General features: G+C 53.4%; 20 protein-coding genes. 13 read left to right on the plus strand and 7 right to left on the minus strand.

The window, feature by feature from the left end:
- Positions 1-32 precede the first annotated feature (32 nt).
- The 12 genes from uca to GALF_RS03970 all read left to right on the plus strand — a co-directional run bounded on the left by uca (position 33) and on the right by GALF_RS03970 (position 12,903).
- Entirely contained in the window at positions 33-3,659 is a 3,627-nt protein-coding gene (gene uca / locus GALF_RS03930) for an urea carboxylase (protein ID WP_013292758.1), read from the plus strand.
- A complete protein-coding gene (gene atzF, locus GALF_RS03935; protein WP_013292759.1) occupies positions 3,656-5,410 on the plus strand; it encodes an allophanate hydrolase in 1,755 nt (584 codons plus the stop codon). Before uca ends, atzF begins: the two co-directional genes overlap by 4 nt.
- The gene (locus GALF_RS03940) at positions 5,411-6,262 is read left to right on the plus strand and encodes a sugar phosphate isomerase/epimerase family protein (RefSeq protein ID WP_013292760.1); all 852 of its coding nucleotides are present in this window, start codon (positions 5,411-5,413) and stop codon (positions 6,260-6,262) included.
- 90 nt (positions 6,263-6,352) lie between these two features.
- Positions 6,353-7,330 carry an ABC transporter substrate-binding protein gene (locus tag GALF_RS03945; RefSeq protein WP_013292761.1) on the plus strand — a complete coding sequence of 326 codons (978 nt, stop codon included), beginning with the start codon at positions 6,353-6,355 and terminating at the stop codon, positions 7,328-7,330.
- A gap of 91 nt (positions 7,331-7,421) precedes the next feature.
- Positions 7,422-8,324 (plus strand): DMT family transporter, encoded by a 903-nt coding sequence (locus GALF_RS03950; protein ID WP_223293727.1) that lies wholly within the window; start codon positions 7,422-7,424, stop codon positions 8,322-8,324.
- Positions 8,321-8,461 (plus strand): hypothetical protein, encoded by a 141-nt coding sequence (locus tag GALF_RS15655; RefSeq protein ID WP_013292763.1) that lies wholly within the window; start codon positions 8,321-8,323, stop codon positions 8,459-8,461. Before GALF_RS03950 ends, GALF_RS15655 begins: the two co-directional genes overlap by 4 nt.
- A 129-nt stretch (positions 8,462-8,590) precedes the next feature.
- Positions 8,591-8,755 carry a hypothetical protein gene (locus tag GALF_RS15660; RefSeq protein ID WP_013292764.1) on the plus strand — a complete coding sequence of 55 codons (165 nt, stop codon included), beginning with the start codon at positions 8,591-8,593 and terminating at the stop codon, positions 8,753-8,755.
- Positions 8,756-9,389: 634 nt separating this feature from the next.
- A complete protein-coding gene (locus GALF_RS03955) occupies positions 9,390-9,770 on the plus strand; it encodes a PilZ domain-containing protein (protein ID WP_013292765.1) in 381 nt (126 codons plus the stop codon).
- Between the two features lie 125 nt (positions 9,771-9,895).
- Positions 9,896-10,099, plus strand: a complete 204-nt coding sequence (locus GALF_RS15230) for a (2Fe-2S)-binding protein (protein ID WP_013292766.1) — start codon at positions 9,896-9,898, stop codon at positions 10,097-10,099.
- An 80-nt stretch (positions 10,100-10,179) separates the two neighbouring features.
- Positions 10,180-10,374, plus strand: a complete 195-nt coding sequence (locus tag GALF_RS03960; RefSeq protein WP_041937955.1) for a DUF1653 domain-containing protein — start codon at positions 10,180-10,182, stop codon at positions 10,372-10,374.
- 99 nt (positions 10,375-10,473) lie between these two features.
- Positions 10,474-11,361 carry a cysteine synthase CysM gene (gene cysM, locus GALF_RS03965; RefSeq protein ID WP_223293747.1) on the plus strand — a complete coding sequence of 296 codons (888 nt, stop codon included), beginning with the start codon at positions 10,474-10,476 and terminating at the stop codon, positions 11,359-11,361.
- Between the two features lie 66 nt (positions 11,362-11,427).
- Positions 11,428-12,903: a type IV pilus assembly protein FimV gene (locus GALF_RS03970; protein WP_013292769.1), complete on the plus strand. Its 1,476-nt coding sequence runs from the start codon at positions 11,428-11,430 to the stop codon at positions 12,901-12,903.
- Between the two features lie 8 nt (positions 12,904-12,911).
- Here the strand turns inward: GALF_RS03970 and GALF_RS14815 are convergent, their stop codons facing one another.
- Genes GALF_RS14815 through tsaE form a run of 3 tightly spaced genes read right to left on the minus strand, consistent with a single transcriptional unit; the run spans position 12,912 to position 15,567 of the window.
- Positions 12,912-13,841 (minus strand): ankyrin repeat domain-containing protein, encoded by a 930-nt coding sequence (locus tag GALF_RS14815; protein ID WP_013292770.1) that lies wholly within the window; start codon positions 13,839-13,841, stop codon positions 12,912-12,914.
- Positions 13,838-15,127, minus strand: coding sequence for an N-acetylmuramoyl-L-alanine amidase (locus GALF_RS03980; RefSeq protein WP_013292771.1), 1,290 nt, complete (start codon positions 15,125-15,127; stop codon positions 13,838-13,840). Before GALF_RS03980 ends, GALF_RS14815 begins: the two co-directional genes overlap by 4 nt.
- Complete coding sequence (tsaE, locus tag GALF_RS03985; protein WP_041937956.1) at positions 15,109-15,567, minus strand: tRNA (adenosine(37)-N6)-threonylcarbamoyltransferase complex ATPase subunit type 1 TsaE; 459 nt, start codon at positions 15,565-15,567, stop codon at positions 15,109-15,111. Before tsaE ends, GALF_RS03980 begins: the two co-directional genes overlap by 19 nt.
- On the opposite strand from tsaE, the gene queG reads away from it, so the two are divergent.
- A complete protein-coding gene (gene queG, locus GALF_RS03990; protein ID WP_013292773.1) occupies positions 15,562-16,635 on the plus strand; it encodes a tRNA epoxyqueuosine(34) reductase QueG in 1,074 nt (357 codons plus the stop codon). The two genes, tsaE and queG, sit on opposite strands and share 6 nt — an antisense overlap.
- Positions 16,636-16,736: 101 nt before the next feature.
- On the opposite strand, the gene GALF_RS03995 is transcribed toward queG, so the two are convergent.
- From GALF_RS03995 to nhaD, 4 genes are all read right to left on the minus strand, one after another.
- The gene (locus GALF_RS03995) at positions 16,737-19,418 is read right to left on the minus strand and encodes a cation-transporting P-type ATPase (RefSeq protein WP_013292774.1); all 2,682 of its coding nucleotides are present in this window, start codon (positions 19,416-19,418) and stop codon (positions 16,737-16,739) included.
- 383 nt (positions 19,419-19,801) lie between these two features.
- Positions 19,802-20,575, minus strand: a complete 774-nt coding sequence (locus tag GALF_RS04005) for a 4-hydroxy-tetrahydrodipicolinate reductase (RefSeq protein WP_150102565.1) — start codon at positions 20,573-20,575, stop codon at positions 19,802-19,804.
- Positions 20,576-20,898: 323 nt separating this feature from the next.
- Positions 20,899-22,281: a TIGR00341 family protein gene (locus GALF_RS04010; protein WP_013292776.1), complete on the minus strand. Its 1,383-nt coding sequence runs from the start codon at positions 22,279-22,281 to the stop codon at positions 20,899-20,901.
- A gap of 54 nt (positions 22,282-22,335) precedes the next feature.
- Positions 22,336-23,619 (minus strand): sodium:proton antiporter NhaD, encoded by a 1,284-nt coding sequence (gene nhaD, locus GALF_RS04015; protein ID WP_013292777.1) that lies wholly within the window; start codon positions 23,617-23,619, stop codon positions 22,336-22,338.
- Between the last annotated feature and the right edge of the window lie 522 nt (positions 23,620-24,141).

Below are 24,141 nucleotides of genomic sequence, written 5' to 3' on the forward strand. Positions count from 1 at the left end.
CCATGCAGGACGACCTGCAAATGGGGTGAGCCATGTTTAATAAAGTTTTGATAGCAAATCGCGGTGTGATCGCCTGCCGCATCATCCGCACACTGAAGCGGATGGGGATTCAGTCCGTGGCGGTTTACTCCGAAGCCGATGCGCAATCGCTGCATGTGCAGATGGCGGATGAAGCCGTCTGCATCGGTGCGGCCCCCGCCACTGAGAGTTATTTGCGCGGCGATCGCATCCTTGAAGTCGCGCTTGAAACCGGCGCACAGGCGATCCATCCGGGTTACGGGTTTCTCTCGGAAAATGCATCCTTTGCCGAGCAATGTGCTGAAGCGGGTGTGGTGTTCATCGGCCCGACCCCTGATCAGATGCGCCGCTTTGGTTTAAAACACACCGCACGCGAGCTGGCTCAACAAAATGGTGTGCCCTTGCTGCCGGGCAGCGGTCTGCTCATCGATGCGGGCCATGCACACGCCGAGGCGGCACGCATCGGCTATCCGGTGATGATCAAAAGCACCGCGGGCGGCGGTGGCATCGGCATGCGTCTGTGCTGGAGTTCGGATGAATTGAATGAGGCCTTCCAGTCGGTGGAGAGACTGGCGCGCGCCAATTTCAAGGATGCCGGCATCTATCTGGAAAAATATGTCGAGCACGCGCGCCATATTGAAGTGCAGCTGTTCGGTGACGGCCGTGGCTGTGTGATCGATTTGGGCGAGCGCGATTGTTCGGTACAGCGTCGCAACCAGAAAGTGATCGAAGAGACGCCTGCCCCTAATTTGACGCCCGAGGTCAGGCAACATCTGCTGGCAACGGCGGTGCGGCTGGGGGTTGCCGTTCAGTACCAGTCGGCGGGTACGGTGGAATTCGTATTCGATGCGAACAACGGTGAATTTTATTTCCTCGAAGTGAATACCCGGTTGCAAGTCGAACACGGCGTCACCGAACAGGTCACCGGCGTCGATCTGGTCGAGTGGATGGTGCTGCAGGCCGCAGGAGAATTACCCCCGCTTGCATCATTAAAGGTTAAACCGGCGGGCGCCGCGATGCAGGTGCGCCTGTATGCGGAAGATCCTAACAAGAACTTTCAGCCCTCCAGCGGCGTGCTGAGTGGCGTCGAATTCTCCGGAGCGGCACGGATTGAGACCTGGGTGGAGCGCGGCAGTGAGATTCCACCCTATTACGACCCGATGATCGCCAAAATTATCGTCACCGCCGACAATCGTGTCGCGGCGCTGGAAAAAATGCGTCACGCGCTGGCCGATACCCGCGTCGACGGCATCGAGAGCAATCTGGATTATCTGCGCCAGATCGTCTGCGACGCGGTGTTCAGCAATGGCTTGCAGACCACGCGTTATCTGAATGGTTTTCATTATCACCCGCACACGATCGATGTGCTCGAACCCGGCGTACAAAGCACCGTGCAAGATTACCCGGGCCGTACCGGTTACTGGAACATCGGTGTGCCGCCGTCAGGCCCGATGGATGCACTGGCTTTTCGGATGGCGAATCGATTGCTGGGCAATGCAGCGGACGCGGCAGGTCTTGAGCTGACGGTCGCAGGCCCGACCTTGCGCTTTAATAGCGATACGGTGATTGCGCTCACCGGGGCTTTGATGTCAGCTGAACTCGATGGCGAACCGCTGCCGTTCTGGCGTAGTCATGTCATCAAGGCCGGCAGCATACTGCGTCTGGGATCGGTGGAGGGGGGCGGTTGCCGCAGCTACCTGACGGTTGCCGGCGGTTTTGATGTGCCGGATTATCTGGGCAGCAAGGCGACCTTTACGCTGGGACAATTTGGCGGACACGGCGGGCGCACCTTGCGTACCGGCGATGTCCTGCATCTGGGCGCCGTCACAGCCGCCTGCACAGAACAAACGCTGCCCGCTGATTTGATTCCGGCTTACTCCCGACAATGGGAAATCGGCGTGCTGTACGGCCCGCACGGCGCACCGGATTTCTTCACGCCAGCCGATATCGAGACCTTCTTTGCCACCGACTGGGAAGTGCATTACAACTCCAGTCGAACCGGTGTGCGTCTGATTGGTCCTAAGCCCGAATGGGCGCGGCAGGATGGCGGCGAGGCGGGGCTGCATCCGTCTAATATTCACGACAACGCCTATGCCATCGGCGCGGTGGATTTTACCGGCGATATGCCGGTGATTCTGGGCCCGGATGGCCCAAGCTTAGGCGGCTTTGTGTGTCCTGTGACCATCGTTCAAGCTGAATTGTGGAAAATGGGACAACTCAGACCGGGCGATAGTATCCGTTTCAGTGGTATGACGATCTCGCAGGCCTATGAGTTGGAACGCAGGCAAGATGAGGCCATCGAGCATTTACGCCTGCCTGAAGCAACTGCGCAGCGGCCCGCAACGGATGCAATGGCAAGCCCTGTCGTACATAGTATTCCGGCAAGCGGCGATCAGGTGCAGGTGGTTTATCGTCAGTCCGGCGACCGTAATCTGCTGATTGAATATGGCCCGCTGGTGCTCGATATCAACTTGCGTTTCCGCGTGCATGCGCTGATGCAATGGGTGCAGCAGGTCATGGACGATGGCAAGTTAGCGGGCATCCTCGATCTGACCCCCGGCATGCGTTCATTGCAGGTTCATTTCGACGGCCGCATTTTGTCGCGTGAGCGGCTGCTGCAAGCCTTGATTACAGCGGAGACGCAATTGCCGCCGATTGAGGACATGCAAGTGCCGACCCGTATCGTGCATCTTCCGTTGTCGTGGGACGACCCTTCCACAAAGCTTGCGATTGAAAAATACATGCAATCGGTACGCAAAGATGCGCCATGGTGTCCAAGTAATATTGAATTTATAAGAAGAATCAATGGGATAGAAGATATTGAAACGGTTAGAAACATCGTATTCGAGGCCAGCTATCTGGTGATGGGGCTGGGGGATGTCTATCTTGGCGCACCGGTCGCAACTCCGCTTGATCCGCGCCACCGGTTGGTCACCACCAAATACAACCCGGCACGCACTTGGACACCGGAAAATGCGGTCGGCATCGGCGGCGCTTATATGTGCGTGTACGGCATGGAAGGTCCCGGCGGTTATCAGTTCGTCGGGCGCACGATACAGATGTGGAATCGTTACAAACAAACGGCTGATTTTAAAGCGGGTAAGCCGTGGTTGCTGCGCTTCTTTGATCAGATTCGTTTTTATCCGGTGCCTGAACAGGATCTGATCAAGATGCGCGCAGACTTTGTAGCCGGCAGCTTCCAGCTCAAGATCGAGGAGACGATGTTCAGTCTCAAGCAATACAACCAGTATCTGCAAACCAACGAGGACGCGATCAGCGCGTTTCGCCTTAAACAGCGCGCGGCGTTCGCGGCAGAACGCGAGATGTGGAAAGCGAACGGACAGGCCGAATATGCAACGGATACCATTGTAGCGGCGGCCGGGACGGACAGCGAACTTGATCTGCCGCCGGGCAGCCGTGCGGTCACCGCGCATGTGGCAGGGAACGTATGGGCCATCCCGGTTGAAGTCGGTAGCAAGGTCAAGGCGGGTGATACGCTGGTGGTCATCGAATCGATGAAAATGGAAATCGCGGTCGTCTCCCCCTGCGACGGTGAGATTGTGCAGTTGTATTGCCGCACGGGCGGACAGGTCGCAGCAGGCCAGGATTTGCTGGTGATCCAGAGCGAGGTCGCCGCATGAACGACCGTCTCGACATCCATACGCTGCGCCAGCGTTATCTGGCGGGAAGTCTGCATCCACTGGCGGTGATGGAGGATATTCTTCACCGTATCGGTGACGATCCTCATCATGTCTGGATACATCGACTGCCGATAGCCCGGATACGGGATTATGTGCTTGCCCTGCAGGGCAAAGATCCTGCCGACTTGCCGCTGTACGGCATTCCATTCGCCATCAAGGACAACATCGATCTGGCGGGCGCGCCCACCACGGCAGGTTGTGCGGAATATGCCTACCAGCCTGAGCGGCACGCCAGCGTGGTGCAGCGCCTGATCGATGCGGGGGCCATCCCGATCGGTAAGACTAACCTCGATCAGTTTGCTACCGGTCTGAACGGCACTCGCTCGCCCTATGGCGCATGCCGTAATGCCTATCATCCGGACTACATCTCGGGCGGCTCAAGCTCAGGCTCGGCGGTTGCGGTGGCACTGGGCTTGGTTAGTTTCAGTCTGGGTACCGATACCGCAGGGTCGGGCCGGGTGCCTGCCGCATTCAACAATCTGGTCGGGGTAAAACCTTCGCGCGGCTGGCTGTCCACACGCGGGGTGGTGCCCGCCTGCCGCTCGCTCGATTGCGTATCCCTGTTTGCCTTAAATACGGCGGATGCCGCAAGCGTATTGTCAGTGGCGACAAGCTTTGACGATCAAGATGTCTATTCGCGCCGGATAGAGACCTACGGCTTTGATTTCGGGCGCGCCGACACTTTTCGTTTTGGTGTGCCGCTAGCCGAACAGCTGCAGTTCTTCGGCAACCAGAATGCCGCGGCCTTGTTTGCTCGCAGTATCGAGACGCTATCCGCCTTTGGCGGCACGGCAGTCGAAATTGATTTTTCACCTTTTTTGCAATCGGCGCGTTTGTTGTACGAAGGGCCGTGGGTTGCGGAACGCTATGCCGCGATCACGGATTTTTTCGATGCCCGCGCCGATGTGATTCATCCGGTGGTGCGCGAAATCATCGCCGGGGCAAAGCAATTCTCGGCGGCGGATGCCTACAACGGCATCTACCAGCTGCAAGCCTTACGCCGTGAAGCCGACAAGGTCTGGGAGGGCATCGATTGTCTGCTCACGCCCACCGCCGGTAGTATTTATCGCATCGAAGAAATGCTGGCTGACCCGATCCGGCTGAACGCGAATCTGGGCTATTACACTAACTTCATGAACCTCCTCGATTGTGCCGCCGTTGCCGTACCGGCAGGCTTTCAGGATGACGGACTGCCGTTCGGCATCACGCTGGCAGCGCCCGCGCATCAGGATATTCCTTTGCTGCATCTGGCCGGGCGAATGATGGGCGGCGTAGCGCCAACTCAGCAGCTTGCCGCCGGACGCGTTCGCATTGCCGTTTGCGGCGCGCATTTGACAGGACTGCCGCTCAATCATCAATTGACTAGTCGCGGCGCACATCGAGTCGCACGTACCCAAAGTTCGGCGGATTACAAGCTGTACGCGCTGCCCGGCGGCCCGCCGCACCGGCCCGGCATGGTACGAGTCGCGCCCGATGAGCCAGGCTGCGCGATAGAGGTTGAAGTCTGGGAGATGGCAGCACGGGAATTGGGTTCTTTCGTTGCGGGCATCCCAGCGCCGCTGGGTATCGGCACGCTCACGCTGGCTGACGGAGAACAGGTTCTGGGCTTCGTTTGTGAGCCATACGCAGTCAAGGACGCGCTGGATATTAGCCGTTTCGGCGGTTGGCGCGCTTATCAAGGCAGCTTATAAATGGAACTCAAACTCTTCAAAACGTTGTGGGGACGGACGGGTTCTATCATATCGGCAGCAGATCAAGCTGTCGGTGCGGGCTTTGCCGGACTGGAAGGCGGCGCGGATGGAACACAGGCGTATCGCGATGAATTGTTGCATGCCTTGCAAAGCCGGCAGCTGGAATACATACAGGAAATTGTCACAGCGGGCGGTTATGTGCCGCGTCGTGAGGCCACTGTAGAGGAGCATGTCGCCGATGTCGCACGCCAGTTGCAGTTGGGACAAATGCTCGAACCCCGTTCAGTCACCATTATCGGCGGATATGACGCCTGGTCGCAGGAACAAAGCGTACGTTTCTTTGCTGAAGCGCAGGAAATCGCGGCGCGCATGAACATTCCCTGCAGCTTCGAGACGCACCGCAGTCGTTCGCTGTTCAATCCGTGGATCACGCAGGCAATCTTGCAGCGGTTGCCTGAGCTGCGCCTCACCTGCGATTTCAGTCACTGGGTGGTGGTGATGGAGCGGCAACTGGATCAGGACTGGGAGGTCGTGCTCGACGTGGCCCGGCATGCGCATCACATTCACGCGCGTGTCGGTTACGACCAGGGGCCGCAAGTGCCGCATCCGGCCGCCCCCGAATATGCAACCGCACTGGCATCCCACCAGCGCTGCTGGGAAGCGATCTGGACGGTACAGCAGGAATCGGGATATTCAGTCACCACGATGACGCCCGAGTTCGGACCCGATGGTTACCTGCATACCCTGCCGTTCACGCAGCAAGCGGTCGCCGATTTATGGGAGATTAATTCATGGATGGGCCAGACCGAAACAACTCACTTTCAGGATTGGAGGCTGAGCTTGAATAAATGATCGCCAGCAAAATCAGCCGATTTCATTAGGTTTTAACGTAGGGTAGTTCGATTCACCATCATTTTCATCAACCAAGTAAGGAGTCGCAAAATGCAAATCAAAAAATTTATCGTATCAGCCGCGTTACTGTCGGCTTCGGTTTCAGCCTTCGCCGTCACACCGGTTAAGCTGGGTCTGACGACCTGGATCGGATACGCCCCGTTCTACGTGGCCGAGGGCCGCGACCTGTATAAAAAGTACGACCTGAAAGTGACGCTGCAAACCTTTGCTGATCCTGCCATGTTGCCTTCGGCAATGGCCAGCAAAGCCGTTGATGGCGCCTTGATGACCTATGATCAGGTGATCGGCGCGGTCGCTCAAGGGCAGGATTTCAAGGTCGTGATGCCGATTGACTATTCCAATGGCGGAGACGCGGTGCTGGCGGGCAAAGGCATTAGCAAAATCAGCGATTTAAAAGGAAAAAAAGTTGCTTATGCACCGCTGTCGCCTTCAGATTTTCTGATCTCGTACGCCCTTAAGAGTAACGGTATGACCGACAAGGACATCAGTCCTGTCAACATGACGCCTGAGGCGATTCCTTCTGCGATGGCCTCCGGTGCGGTTCAGGTGGGGGTGACTTATGAGCCTAATGTGTCGCAAATACTGGCGATGGAGGGCGGCAAAAAATTCCATGTGATCTATTCGTCCAAAGAAGCACCCGGTCTGATCGCTGACGTGCTGGTGTTCGATGGGGCGCATATCCAGAAGAATGGCCGTGAAATTACTAGCTTGATGAGGGCTTATCTGGATGGTCTGGCCTACATGCAGGCCAAGCCTGCAGAGTCGGCAGCCATTATCGGCAAGGCCATCGGGGTGTCAGGCAAGGAAGTGCTAGAGCAACTCAAAGGGGTTTACAACATTCCGTTCAGTGAAATGCAAAAACCGTTCGCGCAGGGCCGTGACACCAAGTCATATTTTGTCAGCGGAGATGTCATCAATACCCTCCTGCTGAAGAGCGGTCAGATCAAGAAAACCGTGGCTATCCCCGCCACCCTTGATGATCGTTTTGTCAAAGCCTTGGCGAAATAAATCATTTTCATCCTGCTAAACCGTTATTCCTGCACCTGCAGGAATAACGGTATTTTCTGATATTGAACGCACGGAGATGGTTCATAATTTTATGGCAATTCGCACAATTTTCCTCCGGCCTGAAAAGGGTAGGGCTATCCCGGTATTGCTCGCAGGTTCGGTGATCTGGGGGCTGTTCTGGTGGCCGCTCAAAGCATTCGATGCGGCGGGTATTCATAGCGGATTTGTGCAGGTCTTCGCGTACAGCCTGTCGGCACTGGTGCTGTTGCCATTCGTCTGGCGTCGTCTGTCGGTCTGGCGCACTCAGTCCGGTTTGCTGCTGCTCATCGCCCTGTTGGGGGGCTGGGCCAATGCCTCTTTTGCCACCTCGCTGGCAGAAGGCAGTGTGGTTCGGGTGATGTTGCTATTCTATCTGGCACCGGTCTGGACCATCATCGCCGCGCGAATTTTTTTAGGCGAAGCCTTTACCCGGTTGCGCCTGTTCGCATTAATGCTGGCACTCGCAGGATTATTTGCGACACTGGGCGGCCCGGCGGTATTCGCGGCCCCGCTATCTGCCATTGACCTGCTGGCACTTTCGTCAGGCCTTGCCTTCGCGCTCAATAACGTCGCCATTCGCGCAGGACACGGTTTGCCCGAATTGATCAGAGCCTTAGCCGTATTTGCCGGGTGTGCAGTGATTTCGTTAGGTTTTATGCTCTGTAACCCGCAACCGTTTCCCGCACTCACCGCCCTGCACGTCTGGGGCTTGGTCGCTATTGGGCTGCTTTGGATACTCCCCGGCACGCTCGCCACGTTTTACGGCGTCGCTCGTCTGGATGCAGGCCGTGCCGCCATTCTGCTGCTGACGGAACTGGTTGTCGGCGTGTTCTCTGCCATGCTGATCGGCGCTGAACAGCTGTCTTTACAGGAAGCTATCGGGGGGGGGCTTATCTTGTCGGCTGCCGTACTCGAAGCGCGCAGCGAATCCCCTGTTAAAGAACACGCCGTATGACTGTGCATAGGGAAAGTTCGCTGATTAGCCACGGCGGCTTGCGCCGAAAACAGTTTATCAAACAGGAATTGATGGTAACGGGTGACACGGTTACGCAATGTCTGTTCGAGCAATTCTGGTTTTTTCGCAACCGCTGAGCGATCCTGCTTTCTTCTGTCGCTTGCACGCGTTGCTGGAATTGCAAAAAAAGGCCTAATGATCATCCGTTAGCTGCCGTTAATCAACTCAGTGCTTCATAAACTTAGCGTACTGAAAGGCGGTTCATCATGAGTAACGCAGACATGCAATTCAAAAATTCGAGCGATGATAGCTCCGCAGAAATTTCCCGTAATGCCGTGCCCGAGATGGATGCCAGAGAACAGATGGTTGCAGCGCGCAGAGAGCAGCAACGTCTATGCATATTGCGCAGTCTTAATAGTGCGCGTCGTTAATTTGTCAGTCCGGTTTTGATGCCTCTCCTGCATCGGGAGGTTGGGTGCGATGAATCAATTGCACGTCCGACTTTACCGTGCCAATCCATACTATCCGTGTCGGTTATTGCATAATACTTAACACAATCCTGTGCCAACCCCTCGTTCCTAAAGAATATTTTTGTTTCATCCACAATTTCTGTGGATAACTCTGTGGATAATGTGGCCGGTTAAGCCGCTAAACTGCCATTCTGCAAGGGTTTTTAACAGGCTGCCTGTTTTTTGTAATTATAAATAGTTATTTATAAACAATATGTTATCGTAAGTCTGAAGTGGATGCGAGTGCGCGTGTGACGCCAGCCTATATGGCGTCTGGATTTGTGGGTAATGTAGAAAAGTCAATATGTGTTCTGAAGATTTTGGCAATAAAATATTCGAAAAATAACTCCACTTTTCAATCAATAAGTTAGCTGCGCAGACAATCCCTATTTTGTGCGATGCAGAAGTGGCAGTGCAGCTGACGGGGGTTCGCTTGAACAAGTCCGTTATTATTTGCTTCGCAATCGGTGCTGAAATGCATATTTTGATGAACGAAAAAGACGGATTGATATAATATTGCGGGTTTATAGCGCGTAAATTACACAGAGCGAATTTTATGGATGTTGAACCTAGCGAACTTCCTGCTGCGGAGGTTAAAAAATTGCGACTCACGCACCGTTATCATTTGATGGGTAACGATTGCCTCATCGAATCGACGGGAATAAAACCGTTCATTGCAAAAATTTTGGACGTGAGCCATGCCGGTGCGCTTGTCTATTCTAAAAAATCTTTTGGTGCGGTAGGGGATGTGATTGAGGTTTATTGCCGGATGAACATCAATGAGGAAAATAGCGTTTTCAATTTAAAGTCGATCATTAAAAGTGTCAGGGTGGATGACACTCCGGATTCGGTGATGTGTGGAATCGAATTTTTAGACATTAGTCGCGAGCTTGAGTTGTTACTGAAGAACTATATTTATAAAGCCTTGACTGAGTAAGCGCTGCCGTATTTTTCAGGATTGCCCGTTTTATTGAGAAATAAAGGCATGTGATTGAACTGATTATCGTCATATTTTAGATTTTATAATGTGGCTGGCTGAGCCGCCGCTAGGAATGGACATCGATGAATAGGCAGAGTGCAGAGGTGGCGGGTAGTGTCATGTGTCATTGCAGTGGCACGCGCCGGGGGCATATTCAAAGTCTGTTCGAGCAAGGCATGGATATGCATGCTATTTCCAGATGGACTGGCGCACTTTCCGGTTGTGGAGGTTGCGAATGGGATATTGCCGATTTTTTGAAGGAACTTGCCGGGCAACAGCACGGATAGCCGGAGTGCGGTCCCGGAAATAAATAGCCCTTTATCCCATTTGGGCTATCACTATCATGTTCCCTGTCATACTGAACAGAATGAAATATCAACACTACAAGGGCGGTATCTACGAAATAGTCTGCGAGGCGCGGCTTGAGGCGAATCCGGATGTGCTTCTGGTGATCTATCGGTCCGTGGCGGATGGCGCTGTCTGGGCTCGCCCGAAGACGGTGTTTTTTGAGCTTGTAGAACATCAGGGGCGCGATGTGGCAAGATTTTCGCCTGTTGACTAAAATGAGCTGGTTTACACTCGCGCTTGATATACGCTCCGTCAAGTTCACCGTTTCACTCGCAGTTATTATTGCAAACCTACCCAATATCAGGGCCGTATGATGTACCCCTCTATAGAAAACTTTGTCGGTAACACGCCGCTTGTGCGACTCAAACGTATCCCGGGTAATTCTGGCAATGTACTGCTGGCCAAACTCGAAGGCAATAATCCTGCGGGATCGGTGAAAGACCGTCCTGCCCTGTCGATGATCTTGCACGCCGAGCGGCGCGGTGAAATCAAGCCCGGCGATACGCTGATCGAGGCGACCAGCGGCAATACGGGGATTGCACTGGCGATGGCGGCGGCCATGCGCGGCTACAAGATGATCCTTGTGATGCCCGAGAATCAGAGCGTCGAGCGTCGCCAGAGCATGCGCGCTTACGGCGCAGAACTGATTTTGACTGACAAGGCCGGCAGTATGGAGCTCGCGCGCGATACCGCTGAAGCGATGAGGCGCGCAGGGCGGGGCATTATTCTCGATCAGTTCGCCAATCCGGATAATCCACTCGCGCATTACGAGGGAACGGCGCCCGAGATCTGGCGCGACACGGGGGGGGCGCTGACTCATTTTGTCAGCAGCATGGGGACGACCGGCACCATCATGGGCTGTGCGCGATTTTTCAAGGAGCAGAACTCTGCTATTCAGATTGTCGGCGTACAGCCGGAAGAGGGCGCGCAGATTCCCGGTATCCGTAAGTGGCCGCAAGCTTATTTGCCGCAAATATACGATGGAAAAAATATCGATCGTATTGAGCTTGTGAGTCAGGCGGCTGCGGAAAATATGACACGACGTCTGGCGGCAGAAGAGGGGATATTCTGCGGCATTTCATCCGGCGGGGCCTTGTCGGTTGCCTTGCGTATTTCGGCGCAGGTTGAAAATGCGGTTATTGCCTTTATTGTCTGTGACCGGGGCGACAGATACCTCTCAACGGGCGTGTTTCCGGCCTGATTTAGCCACAAGCAGCGCGAATATGGTTACAATCGTGCGTCCGAAATATTTCTGTGCGTATTGGTAATGAAAATCGAGGCTGCGCGCTATATAAAAGCTGTTTTTCTGCTCTGCCTGCTTTTCGCCACTGTTAATACACAGGCGCTGGTGATGGGCGACTTGCAGGTGGCCAGCAGTCTGGGGCAGCCGCTCAACGCAAGAATTGCTTTCGCTGATCTGAGCGATGTGGATGTGCAGCAGTTGAAAATTCGTTTAGCCGGAGCGGATGACTACCGGAAGCTCGGGATGCAATATCCTGAAAGTCATAAGTTTCGCTTTGCGCTTGTCAACGAATCCGGCGCTATGCTGCCTTTCGTCCGCGTCTCGACTTCGTATCCGCTGGATGATCCTTTTATCAATTTACTGGTTGAAGTGTCATCCCCTGCCGGAAAACTGTTCAAGGCTTACACTTTTTTGCTCGACCCTCCCGCTGAATTTTCAGAGTATCAGCTGCCACTTGCGTCGCCGTCTTCAGACACGTCCCGAGTCGCCCCCGTCAAGGCAGAAGTGACGCCGGTTAAAGCCCGTGTTCGTCAGGTCAAAAAGCGTAAAAAGCCCGATGTCGCCGTGCGTAGCAAGCACCAGCTGAAACTCGCCATGTCACTCTCCATTTCGAGCTATGATCCGGCTCAGGCTGACAGTCGCGATGCGTTGCAAGAGGAGCTGATTGCCAAGGAAAAAGCGCTGCAGGAACTGAACCTGCAAATCGGTGAAATGCAGACGGTGATCAAATCCCTGCAGGATAAGCGGGCACTGGCAAACCCATCGTCGGTCGAGGCCGTTGCTCCGCTCGTTGGCGCGTCTGTCGAAATTCCGGTCGAAGCACCGGTAGTGCAAGTTGCCAAAACGCAGCCTGCAGCAAACAACGGGTTGAATATGGTGTTGACCATCGCTGTGCTGATTTTGGCCGGGATAGGGGGTGCTGTCTGGCATTTTAAATTCCGGCGCATGCACTGGCAACGCGGTCCGTTCGACGAGGTGCATGAAGAAACAGCACCTGTTGCGGAAGCTGAGGTTCAGGAATATCGTCCGCTGCTCATTAAACCCGAGCCGCCTGATGCAACGATGCCGTTCCCAACCGCTCATGCACCCTTTACTTCACATGCTATTGTGGCTGAGGAGTTGCCCTCCGCCACACTTGAACATCCTGTGTCCCTCACGTTTGAAAAAATAATCGTCGGGGAAAAAACGATAGAGACGCCCGCGTATGCCGAACGCGCCGTACCGCCAGAATACGCGATCCTGATGGAAGCCAATCGGCATTTGCGCGCGGGTAATGATCAGTTGGCTGAAGCTTCATTGAATCAGGCAATCGAGGCGAATCCGAAAAACCTATATGGTTATCAGGCGTTGCTGGGAATCTACGAAAAACGCGGCGATCTGCAAAGTTTTGAGCGCATCGTGCAACAAGTCAAAACGCTGGGCGATGAGGCCGCTTTCGCTGAGGCTGCTGTTCGTGGTCGCGCACTGGATCCTGAAAATCTGCTCTACCAAACTGCCTGATCTTCCGATCAGGCCCTGAACAGCGTTAGAACTTCTTCCTGTTTGTTTTTGATGGCAAGTTTTTCAGCGGTGTCGCCCTCGCGCGTTTTGAGAGACCGGTCTGCGCCTCGGTTGAGCAGCAATCGGACGATTTCAAAATAGCCCGATGCTGCGGCTTTATGCAGCGCGGTGTAGCCGTCATTGGCCGGATTGTCGAGATTTGCACCACATTCAATCAGTAACTCGACGACTTCAGGATGATTGCGCGCAGCCGCCTGCATTAGTGCGGTCCAGCCGAAATTATTCTGGACATTAATTTTTGCGTGGTGCTCAAGCAAAAGTCTGGCACAGGCGGTATGTCCGCCAAAAGCGGCCCAGTGCAACGCGCTGTTGCCGCCCAGATCGAGTGCATTCACATCAGCGTCATGCCCGGTTAACAGCCCGACGATCTCTGCATGTCCGTTGAAGGCGGCCGTCATTAACAGGGTCCAGCCGCGATTGTCGCGAATTTCTATGTTGCTGTTGGCTTCGATGAACAGCGCAACAGCTGCGCGGATTCCTGTTTCTGCAGCGGAAAAAAAACCTTCCGGCGTACAAATAACATTGAGTTTAGAGAGTTCAGCCTTGATTCTTTGCTCTGGGGCTGTCCAATCGGTCGATGGATTGGCGTTGAAGTTGACAAAGGATCCGGAGGCGGCCGCCCAGATGTCCCTGTGTTTGTCGGGCGCTTCCTGTGCGGCATGAACCAGACTCAGGTGCATGATTTCGGCGGCAATCTCAGGGGGAAAGCCTGCGCGGTCGCCCCGATCGCTGACCATCAGTTCCATGAAATAGCCGTCAATTCCCTCGTCGTCCCAAAGCGACATAATCGCTTCCAGAATGCGCGGGTATTTGCTCTCCAGCGCATAGGGATAGTGTTCGGTTCTGCCACCTAGTATTCTGAGTAATCGCTGATTCATGGCGCTGTCATCCTCGTCAACTGTGCAATGTTGTGTCTGGATAATGCAGGATTTTGGGCGAAGTAGCGTTTAATGCCACCCAGTACTGCATTGGCTAGTTTGGTCTGATAGTTCTCATCGTTCAGTTTTGCTTCTTCGCCGGGGTTGCTGATAAAGGCCGTTTCCACCAGGATCGAAGGAATATCCGGTGATTTTAGTACCGCAAATCCGGCTTGCTCCACATGGCCGCTGTGTAAGTCATTGATGTCGTTCAATTCGCCCAGTACGTGTTTTGCCAGACGCAGGCTGTCGCTGATTGTTGCGGTCTGTGATAAGTCTAGCAGGGTTCGGGCCAGATAGGGGTCTTTGACAGCAATGTTGATGCCGCCGATCAGGTCGGCCTCATTTTCTTTCTTGGCCAGCCAGCGTGCGGCGGTACTGGTCGCGCCGTGTTCTGAGAGCGCGAACACCGATGAACCGTGCGCATCGGGCTTGATAAAGGCGTCGGCGTGTATCGAGACAAACAGGTCGGCGCGTGCTTTGCGCGCCTTGACGACACGAACGCCCAGCGGGATGAAGTAGTCGCCATCGCGGATCAGGATGCCGCGCATGTTGGGCGTTTCATTGACCAGTGCGCACAGGCGGCGTGCAATGGCTAACGTGACATCTTTCTCATGCGAACCGCGCGCGCCCCGCGCGCCGGGATCTTCTCCACCGTGTCCGGCATCAATGGCGATGATCAGGGTGCGCGCGCGCAGTTCAGGCACGGGTTTTGCAAGTGGCGCGGCTTCCGGTTCGACGTTTCCGGGTGTTTTGGCCGCGGGGCTAGCCGGCTGGGCTTGATCTAACAGCGCCATCATCGGGTCGGTGGCGACCGCCGGATACACATCGAGCACCAGACGGTAGCCGTATTCGCCTACCGGATTGAGGTCGAATAACTGGGGTTTGACCTGGCCCTTCAAGTCGAGCACCAGACGTACGATGCCGGGTTTGAAGCGGGCGACGCGCACGCTTTTGATATAAGGGTCATCGCGGCTGAGTTTGCCGGTGAGTTGCTTGAGTGTGTCGCCTAACTCCACATCTTCCAAATCGACGACCAAACGATCAGGATTTTCCACGGAAAAAATAGTGTGGCGGATCGCCTGCTTTGATTCTATCGTCAGGCGGGTGTAGTCCTGTGCAGGCCAGACACGGGTGGCGGTGATGTCGATGGCTGCGAGTGCGGGAATTTGCCACAGCAGGAACGCAGCCGTCAGCAGACCTTGTACATAATATTGCAATCGTGAATTTATAACTGCTTTAAACATGCGTGTCCCATTGCGGTGTTGCCTGTGAGTCGTGCGAGGCGGCCTTGCGGCAGAATTTCCAGTTCGATGAGCAGATCGGCGGGCGGCACCGGTGCTTTTTCCGGCCATTCGATCAGCAGAATATTGTGTCCGTCAAATTCGTCACGGAAGCCTGCGGCTTCCCATTCATACTCATCTTGCAAACGATACAGATCAAAGTGGCGCAAGTCCAGTCCGCCGGCATGGTAGGGTTCCAGCAACGTGTAGGTCGGGCTTTTTACACGGCCGGTATAGCCCAATGCGTTTAAGATGCCGCGTACCAGACAGGTCTTGCCAGCGCCCAGATCACCTTGCAGGTGAATGACCATGCCCGGCTGTAATTGCGCGGCCAGACGCGCTGCAAATGCCAGTGTTGCAGGTTCATCGGCAAGGTTAATTCGGCTATCATCGGGCTTATGCAAAATAGAATTCCTCAATCAGGGCAGTATGACCAACTCGCCGGCAATATACGCATCTGGGCGCACGAGCTCGGGTTTCAGGCCGCAGGCATTACAGATGTCGATTTGTCCAGTGCGGAAGCCGGCTTGGAGGCATGGCTCACCCGGGGATTTCACGGCGAAATGGATTATATGGCAAAACACGGCGTCAAGCGCAGCCGGCCCGCTGATCTGGTGCCGGGTACGGTGCGCGTGATCAGTTTGCGGATGAACTATTGGCCAGATGAGGCGCGCGAGGGTTTCGAGGTGCTGGGGCAGGGGGAGCGTGCCTACATTTCGCGTTATGCCTTGGGGCGCGATTATCATAAGGTGTTGCGCAAGCGTTTAGCGTTGCTGGCCGACAAAATCCGCGGTGAAGTCGCAGAATTCGACGGACGGGTGTTTACCGACAGTGCGCCGGTGATGGAAGTGGCGCTAGCCGATAAGTCAGGTTTAGGCTGGCGTGGTAAGCATACGCTGCTGCTGACGCGCGATCAGGGGTCCTGGTTTTTCCTCGGGGAAATTTATCTGAATCTGCCTTTGCCTGTGGATGCGCCGGTCGCCGCGCATTGCGGAAGTTGCGATGCGTGCATGCGGATTTGCCCGACACAGGCGATTATCGCGCCGTATCGGCTGGATGCGCGGCGCTGCATTTCTTATCTCACGATTGAACTCAAGGGCCCCATCCCGACCGAGTTTCGCCCGCTGCTGGGCAACCGGATTTACGGCTGTGACGATTGCCAGTTGGCCTGCCCGTGGAATCGGTTTGCCAAGATGACCGTGGAGGCTGATTTCGCCATCCGGCACCATCTGGATGATGTGGGGCTTGCGGAGTTGTTCGCATGGGATGAGGCGCAGTTCACGGAGCGTTTTGCAGGCAGCGCCATTTACCGCATCGGTCACGAGCAATGGCTGCGCAACATCGCCGTGGCGCTCGGCAATGCGCCAGCCAGCGAGCAGGTGAGGGCGGCGCTGCAATCGAGGATGAATCATCCGTCAGAATTGGTCAGGGAGCATGTGCAGTGGGCCTTAGCGCAACAGCCTGAGTCTTGAGGGTATTGTTTGCTACAAAAAAGCGCTGTGGCGGTTTTCTGTAGCGTCAGTTCGTTAAGTAATAAAGCCAACGAGTGAAATGAGGACGACGGGTATTTTCATTATTTTTTCCAGATTTTTCGAATCAGTATTTTTTCTAATTCGACCACAATAAACAGCACTACCCCAAAGCCGATGATGCGTCCCCATGCAGAGGCGTCGATGGCGGCCACTGCAAACATTTGCTGCATGAAGGGCAGGTAGGTAAAAATTGCTTGAATGACTGCTAAGATTGCGATGGAGAGCAAGATGTAGGAATTGCCGGTGAAATCATGCCAGGTACGTACCGGCACGAGCAAGTAGCGGCAATTAAACAGGTAAGCTATTTCACCTACTACCAACGCATTGACGGCAACGGATCGGCTTTCATTGATGTTGGTGCCGCGCGCACTTTCCCATAAAAACAGCGTGATTGATCCGCCAGCGAGCAGCAAAGATACGAAAAAAATACGCCAGATCATGAAGCCGGTCAGGATCGCTTCATCGGCTGCGCGCGGCGGCCGCAGCATCATTCCGGGTTCGGATTTTTCAAACGACAGTGCCAAAGCCAGCGTGACGGCGGTCACCATATTCACCCACAATATTTGCACAGGGGTGATTGGTAGTGTCATGCCGAACAGGATGGCGAACAGCACCATGCCCGCCTCACCACCATTGGTGGGCATGATGAATACGATGGCTTTTTTGATATTGTCATAGACAGTGCGTCCTTCTTCAACCGCATGTGCGATGGTGGCGAAATTGTCATCGGCCAGCACCATTTCAGCAGCTTCCTTGGCGACTTCCGTCCCTTTTACGCCCATCGCTACGCCGATGTCTGCACGCTTCAGAGCCGGCGCATCATTTACCCCGTCGCCAGTCATGGCAACGATCTCGCCATTTGCCTGTAACGCCTCGACGAGGCGTAACTTATGTTTCGGGCTGGCGCGCGCAAACACATCCACATCACGCACAGCCTGACGCAATGCCAAATCATCGAGAAGATCTAAGTCACCTCCTGTCAATGCGCGACCATTGCCTATCTCCAGCCGTGCAGCGATGGCGTTTGCCGTTTCTACATGGTCTCCGGTAATCATCACAACGCGAATACCTGCTGCTCGACAGTCGCGCACGGCGGTGATGGCTTCATCGCGCGGTGGGTCGATGATGCCGACCATGCCGAGCAGGGTGAACCCGTCATGCATGTCGTCAAAATCAAGATTGTGTTTCTCGCCTTCTATGTTCTTGATCGCCACTGCCAGCACTCTTTGACCAAGCGCGCCTGTCACGGCCATCTTGCTGTGCCATTGCGGCAAATCAAGCGGTAAGTCTTCTTTCAAGCCACGCTGCTGTTTACACATCAGCAACACTTGCTCCACCGCCCCTTTGACAAAGATGAAGGCATGTCCTTGATGATCGTGATGCAAGGTTGCCATAAAACGATGTTCTGATTCAAAAGGAATAAGATCAGTGCGCGGCAGCAACGCCTGCTCGAACACAGGATCCATCCCCGCCTTCAGGGCCAGCGTAATGAGCGCACCTTCGGTGGGATCGCCCACAATGTGCCATATGCCATCGGTTTCGCGAAGTGCGGCATCATTGCAAAGTAGCCCTGCACGCAACAAATCCATGGTCGCGCTATGTTCGGCGATGAGTATCTCTTTCCCGTTCAGAGAAAATCCGCCATGCGGTGCATACCCACTGCCGCTCACCTCAAGCACTCGTCCAGCTGTCAGTATGCGCTGTACGGTCATTTCGCCACGCGTCAGCGTGCCAGTTTTGTCGCTACAAATCACCGTGACCGAACCCAGTGCTTCGACTGCAGGCAATCGACGAATGATGGCGCGGCGCACTGCCATGCGCTGAACACCAAGCGCGAGCGTAATCGTCAAAACAGCGGGCAACCCTTCCGGAATGGCTGCCACGGCCATGCTTACGGCGGCAAGAAACATATCTCCGATATTGTATTGATGGACCAGCCAGCCAAATAAAAAAGTGATTGCTGCCAGAGCCATGATGGCGATAGTCAGCCAGCGCCCGAACACCTCGATTTGCCTCAGCAGCGGGGTCGTTAGCGTCTGCACTTCTTCCAGTAACGTGCTGATGCGTCCGATTTCTGTATTATCAGCCGTGGCGACTACCACGCCAGTGCCCTGACCATATACGACCAGGGTACTCGAATAAGCCATGCAATAGCGGTCACCTAACACGCTCTGGAACGGCACCGCGGTGATATTTTTTTCTACGGCAGTAGATTCGCCAGTCAATGTCGCTTCTTCGATGCGCAGATTCTTCACGCTCAGCAGGCGCAAATCAGCAGGAACCTTATCTCCGGATTGCAGCAACACGATATCGCCGGGAACAAGTGCTTCAGCAGCAATCACTTCTCGACGACCTTCACGCAACACGGTCGCCTCAGGCGATAGCATGCGCCGGATGGCATCCATTGCTTTTTCTGCTTTGCCTTCCTGAATGAAACCTATGATGGCATTGATCATCACGACACCGACGATCACGCTGGTATCTAACCAGTGTGCGAGTAATGCAGTGACTGCCGCCGAAGCCAGTAGTACATAGATCAGTACATTGTGAAATTGCATCAGGAAGCGCAATAAGGGAGGGCGCTGCCTGTGTGGAGTCAAGCGATTTGCACCATACTGCACGAACCGTCGCGATACCTCGTCATTGCTCAGCCCTTGCGGGTCTGACGCAACGGCGGTTAATGCTTCATGCGTGTGGATATGATGCCACTCACTTGTTGTCATTGTTGAGCCTTTGAGTACGTTTCGCCTAAGAATTTTGCAGGGCGTTCAATTCATTTCCTCTTTGCTTGCCGGGTACATAGTCGATTATGTTTAGACTGGGCCCACGAACAAAAATAATGTACCTGTATCGCGTAGAGGCCTGTGTGGCGACTTGTTTTTTATGCACCGAAAAAATGGCGTGGTGCTGTCGCGTGCTGCCACTTCCGCTAATAAAATCCGAAACGCGATGGATTCAAGAAAATGCTAAGCTAGGTTCAGTTTCGGTGCGAAAAGCTTATATCTACACTGATTTTCGATCAGCGGTGAATTTTCAAATCGGGGCGTTTTACCCGGGCGAAATCAGCACGGTTACAGAAAATTAAGCATTACGACAAGTCATAATCCTAATCTTTTATATTGTGTTCACTATTTTGTAGTTCATCAGCGATCAGGTGCAGCAGCAAATCATCGAAGGTGTAGAAGCCATTTTTACATTCAGCGAGCTGAGTCAAGGCAAAAGCCGCGCCAGTACCAAATGCTTCCCGCCTGATAGAGTCGTGAATCAGGCGCACTGTCTGATAGGGAAAGCCAAAGATAACCTCGTGGTGTCCGACGATGCCGCCTAACCGCAAAGAAGTAATATTTTCCCCCGCAATTTCTAGCGTATCAGCGATTCTACGCGCGGTGCCCGATATTTCCGGCTTTTCCTTGAAGTGCTGTTCCAGTATTTTCACATCGGCGAATGGTGCGATCTTGCGCAACAATTTCGCCGCCACGATTAGAAAATTGATGCCTAAGGTGATGTTGGGTGAACACAATACGCGGGCGTTCTGACTCAAGCTGCGCGCGTATTCCAAATCCTCATCTGAATAGGCCGAGATTGCACTGATCAGCATGATGCCGCGCTTGCGCACTTCTTCTCCGTAGAGATGAATGCTTTTTGGCGAGGAGAAATCGACCAGCGCATCCACCGGAATATGCTCGAATAAATCTGCGAATGAACGTTGTTCCAGCCCGATGATTGGGATATCGGTTCCGGGATGAAATTGCTGTCCTGCATTTGTCGAACGCTTCGCAATCCAGCACAATTCAAAACGCGGATCACCGCTTAAGACATTGGCTACGGCGCCGCCTGCCTTACCGTAACCGACCAAACCCACGCGTATTTTTTTTGGCATAATGTTCCTTTTTACCTCGTAATCATTGCAATAGGGCTCCACTGTGCCCGACAGCAGTCTAAGCGAGCTTGCCGCTTGTTCGGGCATGGCTGAGCTATTGAACCTTGAAAAAGCTTTTCATCCACAAAAAACACGAAATTCACAAAACGCTTCAAGCAGGCAAGCCGAACTGAGGCTGCTCGCAAATAGATCAAAATATTAGGCCGGTTTTATGATTCGCCAAACCGGTTGAAAACAAAAAATTATTAAAGTTTGAATTGGTTAGTTTTTTAGACAATTGTGATTTTAAGGTGGGGTGATCGTTTGCCTTCGTTTAGTTTTTTTTAATGCATATTTATCGAAAGCTTTACCTGATCAACCCCGGTTCGTACCTTTAGCCATGCGTTTATTTTGCGTCTGTCTTCTCTCGAAAGAGATTTTTTTGATGTCAGGTTAAGTAATAAAACGGTTGAAGCCGCGGCAGGTTTTGTCTGATATTCGTTCGTCTTTGCAATCGACAGTTTCTCAATTTGCGGATATTGCGCAACCAGCTCGTCGAAGATTTTTTTCTGTTCTTGCAGATAATCGTTCTGTTTTCCTTGCTGTGCACGCAACTTTGCAAGTTCATTTTGCAAATCAGCCAGTTGACTGTTTTTTACATCGAATGTTTGCTGAGTACTGTTCAATACTTCAGTGAGCAATGTCTTCGACAGTCTCGTCTCGTCCAGTTCCTTGATAACGGTCTGATGCACAATCAGCTTGGCATTCGGCATCCGGTATATTTCAAGTTTCTTGGAAAGCTCAATCAAGCGCTCATCGCTGACCTTCTGTCCCACCAGTGTAATGTCGATCAGCCGTTCATCAGCAGAAATGCTCTGTTTTGCTATAAAGCCATTTTCGAATACCAGCTCTTTTTTAATGTATTCGTTGGCTCTGGACAGAAAGACTTCTCGTGTCACCATTCCGTAGGCCAGATAGATGCTGGGCAAGACGGTTGCAAACACCACGGCGTAAATGTAGCGTTTGACCTTACGCCCGACCGCCTCGCTGACAAAGCGTTTATGGGGCGGGTCGATGTAGCTGACTAGCAACAAGGTCGCAAACGCGATAAAAATACAGTTGATTAAAAACAGGAAAAACGCACCAAAGAAAATGTCCATTGAACCGTTCGCTATGCCGTAACCGGCGGTACACAGCGGAGGCATCAAAGCCGTTGCGATGGCAACGCCCGGTATGATGTTGGTTTTTTCTTTGCGGGTGGAAGCAATGATGCCCGCCAGACCGCCGAACAAGGCAATCAGTACATCCCAAATGGTAGGCGTTGTTCGCGCCAGCAGTTCGGATTGAGCAGTGGATAACGGGCTGATCAGAAAATACAACGTGGAGGTAAACAGTCCAATCAGGATGCAGACGAGTAGATTGCCCAGTGCCTTTTTAATCAGCTCGTAATCGTTGATGCCCGCCCCATAGCCTATGGCCATAATCGGCCCCATGAGCGGGGAAATCAACATGGCGCCAATGATCACCGCCGTGGAGTTGACATCCAAACCGATGGAGGCGATGAAAATCGCCAGCATCAACACCCACAGATTGGTTCCCCTGATCTCAATGCCATCGCGGATACTCTGGTCGATATCGTCGAAACCATGCTGATCGGCATTCAGGTTGAATCGAAAAGCCAGCGCGGTTCGAACTCTGGTGATAAAGGCTTGTGCAGATATTTTCATCGTAGTTGTTTATTTGTCATGCATTGTGACGATGCGCAGCTTCAATGCAGCGACTTAGTGAAGCAGACTGTATTGAACGAGATAAACTAGCGCACCTGAAAAATACCCCACCAGCGCCAATCCGCTGATTTTCTTGATGTACCAGAAGAAGTGAATTTTTTCCAATCCCATCGCAGCCACACCTGCTGCTGAGCCGATAATCAGTATGGAACCGCCGGTGCCTGCGCAATAGGCAAGAAACTCCCACAAAAAGTGATCTGCCGGATACTGCGTCAGGCTGTACATCCCCATGGACGCGGCGACCAGCGGCACATTATCAACAATCGCACTGGCAATGCCGATGATCATCACAATGACATCTTGACGTCCGACGGTCTGATCCAGCCACTGGGCCAGCGCGGTCAGAATGTGCGTATGTTCCAGCGTGGCGACCGACAGCAGAATGCCGATGAAAAACACCAGTGAACCCATATCGATCTTGCTCAGGGCATGTCCTAGCGTTAGTTGTTGCTTATTGTGATCTTCCTGATGACGATGCAGCAAATCGCTCACCAGCCACAGAATGCCCAATCCGAACAAAATACCCATAAAAGGAGGAAGGTGCGTGAGTGTCTTGAAAGCTGGCACCGCCAGCAAAATGGCCAAACCAGTGAAAAATATCAGATTGCGCGCAAATAAGGTTATGTGCATATCGGGGGCGCCAGCAACACGCTGAGGCGCAACCACATCTCGACCGCGTAAAGTATAGGCCGTGATGGCGAGTGGTACCAGCATACTGACTAATGCAGGCAGCAGCACGCCCTTGATGATCGCCAGACTGGTAATTTGCCCGCCTATCCACAGCATCGTGGTGGTCACATCGCCCAGCGGCGACCAGGCACCACCTGAATTTGCGGCGATGACGATAATACCTGCAAAAAATAGCCGGTCATCGTGTCGTCCCAGTAATTTTCGCATCAGTGAGATCATCACAATGGTCGTCGTCAGGTTATCCAGAATGGCGCTGAGAAAAAAGGTAACGAACCCTACCAGCCACATCAATCTGGAGAGTTTGGCGGTTTTAATGTGTGTCGTGATGATATCGAAGCCGTTGTGGGCATCCACTACCTCGACAATCGCCATTGCCCCCATCAGAAAAAATACGATCTGAGCCGTTCCCATCAGCGATTCAGCTAATTGATCGCTTACTAATTGTGCATCGCTGACAGACAGTGCGTAGATCGTCCATAGCAGCCCAGCCCCAATCAGGGCAGAGGCAGATTTGTTGATTTTGAGCGGATGTTCCAGCGCGATAGCTGCGTAGGCAATGATAAATATGATGATCAATGAGGTAAGCATTTCAATAAGCCTGTGAAAAATGTAAATGTATGATGGGCCGTATGGCAGTAGACACTGTCAAGTTTAACGCCTCGCAGTTCGGATTCGCACTACTTAAGATAGCACCTTTCAGGCTGTCTCCGGCAAAATTTGCCTGTCCAAGGTCGGTATTTTGAAAGTTTCCCCATTGAGTTTAACGCCACGCCAGTCAATGCTGCAAGCTTCGCGCTCCTTGCGGCATTCGGCAAATGCGCTATTGACTGAGAGTATTGTTATGCTGAAAACAACGCTAAATATAAAAAATATCAGCTATTTTTATACGTGCATTGCAGCCTCGCAGGTCAAATTATTTTGGTAAGCTAATGGCGTACCGCATATATGCAATCTTATTCCCTGAAAATAAGAGGCGACCCGACGGATTGCTGGATAAATAACCTGGCTTAAACACCGCTCCTGCAGCGTATACGAGCAAAAATATGCCAGCATGTACGGGATGCACTTACGAGTTCTACGGATGCAGGCAATCCATGAAAGCGGATACGG

Origin of the sequence: Gallionella capsiferriformans ES-2, assembly GCF_000145255.1 — a bacterium.
GTDB classification, from domain to species: Bacteria; Pseudomonadota; Gammaproteobacteria; order Burkholderiales; family Gallionellaceae; genus Gallionella; species Gallionella capsiferriformans.

Excerpts from the sequence above, each read along its gene's own strand:
- GALF_RS03960 (WP_041937955.1), top strand. The coding sequence starts at position 10,180 with ATGAAATATCAACACTACAAGGGCGGTATCTACGAAATAGTCTGCGAG.
- GALF_RS04005 (WP_150102565.1), bottom strand. The coding sequence starts at position 20,575 with ATGCCAAAAAAAATACGCGTGGGTTTGGTCGGTTACGGTAAGGCAGGC.
- nhaD (WP_013292777.1), bottom strand. The coding sequence starts at position 23,619 with ATGCTTACCTCATTGATCATCATATTTATCATTGCCTACGCAGCTATC.
- GALF_RS03970 (WP_013292769.1), top strand. The coding sequence starts at position 11,428 with ATGAAAATCGAGGCTGCGCGCTATATAAAAGCTGTTTTTCTGCTCTGC.
- atzF (WP_013292759.1), top strand. The coding sequence starts at position 3,656 with ATGAACGACCGTCTCGACATCCATACGCTGCGCCAGCGTTATCTGGCG.
- GALF_RS03940 (WP_013292760.1), top strand. The coding sequence starts at position 5,411 with ATGGAACTCAAACTCTTCAAAACGTTGTGGGGACGGACGGGTTCTATC.
- GALF_RS03980 (WP_013292771.1), bottom strand. The coding sequence starts at position 15,127 with ATGTTTAAAGCAGTTATAAATTCACGATTGCAATATTATGTACAAGGT.
- GALF_RS03955 (WP_013292765.1), top strand. The coding sequence starts at position 9,390 with ATGGATGTTGAACCTAGCGAACTTCCTGCTGCGGAGGTTAAAAAATTG.
- cysM (WP_223293747.1), top strand. The coding sequence starts at position 10,474 with ATGTACCCCTCTATAGAAAACTTTGTCGGTAACACGCCGCTTGTGCGA.
- GALF_RS15655 (WP_013292763.1), top strand. The coding sequence starts at position 8,321 with ATGACTGTGCATAGGGAAAGTTCGCTGATTAGCCACGGCGGCTTGCGC.
- GALF_RS03995 (WP_013292774.1), bottom strand. The coding sequence starts at position 19,418 with ATGACAACAAGTGAGTGGCATCATATCCACACGCATGAAGCATTAACC.
- GALF_RS15230 (WP_013292766.1), top strand. The coding sequence starts at position 9,896 with ATGAATAGGCAGAGTGCAGAGGTGGCGGGTAGTGTCATGTGTCATTGC.
- GALF_RS14815 (WP_013292770.1), bottom strand. The coding sequence starts at position 13,841 with ATGAATCAGCGATTACTCAGAATACTAGGTGGCAGAACCGAACACTAT.
- GALF_RS03945 (WP_013292761.1), top strand. The coding sequence starts at position 6,353 with ATGCAAATCAAAAAATTTATCGTATCAGCCGCGTTACTGTCGGCTTCG.
- GALF_RS04010 (WP_013292776.1), bottom strand. The coding sequence starts at position 22,281 with ATGAAAATATCTGCACAAGCCTTTATCACCAGAGTTCGAACCGCGCTG.
- GALF_RS03950 (WP_223293727.1), top strand. The coding sequence starts at position 7,422 with ATGGCAATTCGCACAATTTTCCTCCGGCCTGAAAAGGGTAGGGCTATC.
- uca (WP_013292758.1), top strand. The coding sequence starts at position 33 with ATGTTTAATAAAGTTTTGATAGCAAATCGCGGTGTGATCGCCTGCCGC.
- queG (WP_013292773.1), top strand. The coding sequence starts at position 15,562 with ATGCAAAATAGAATTCCTCAATCAGGGCAGTATGACCAACTCGCCGGC.
- GALF_RS15660 (WP_013292764.1), top strand. The coding sequence starts at position 8,591 with ATGAGTAACGCAGACATGCAATTCAAAAATTCGAGCGATGATAGCTCC.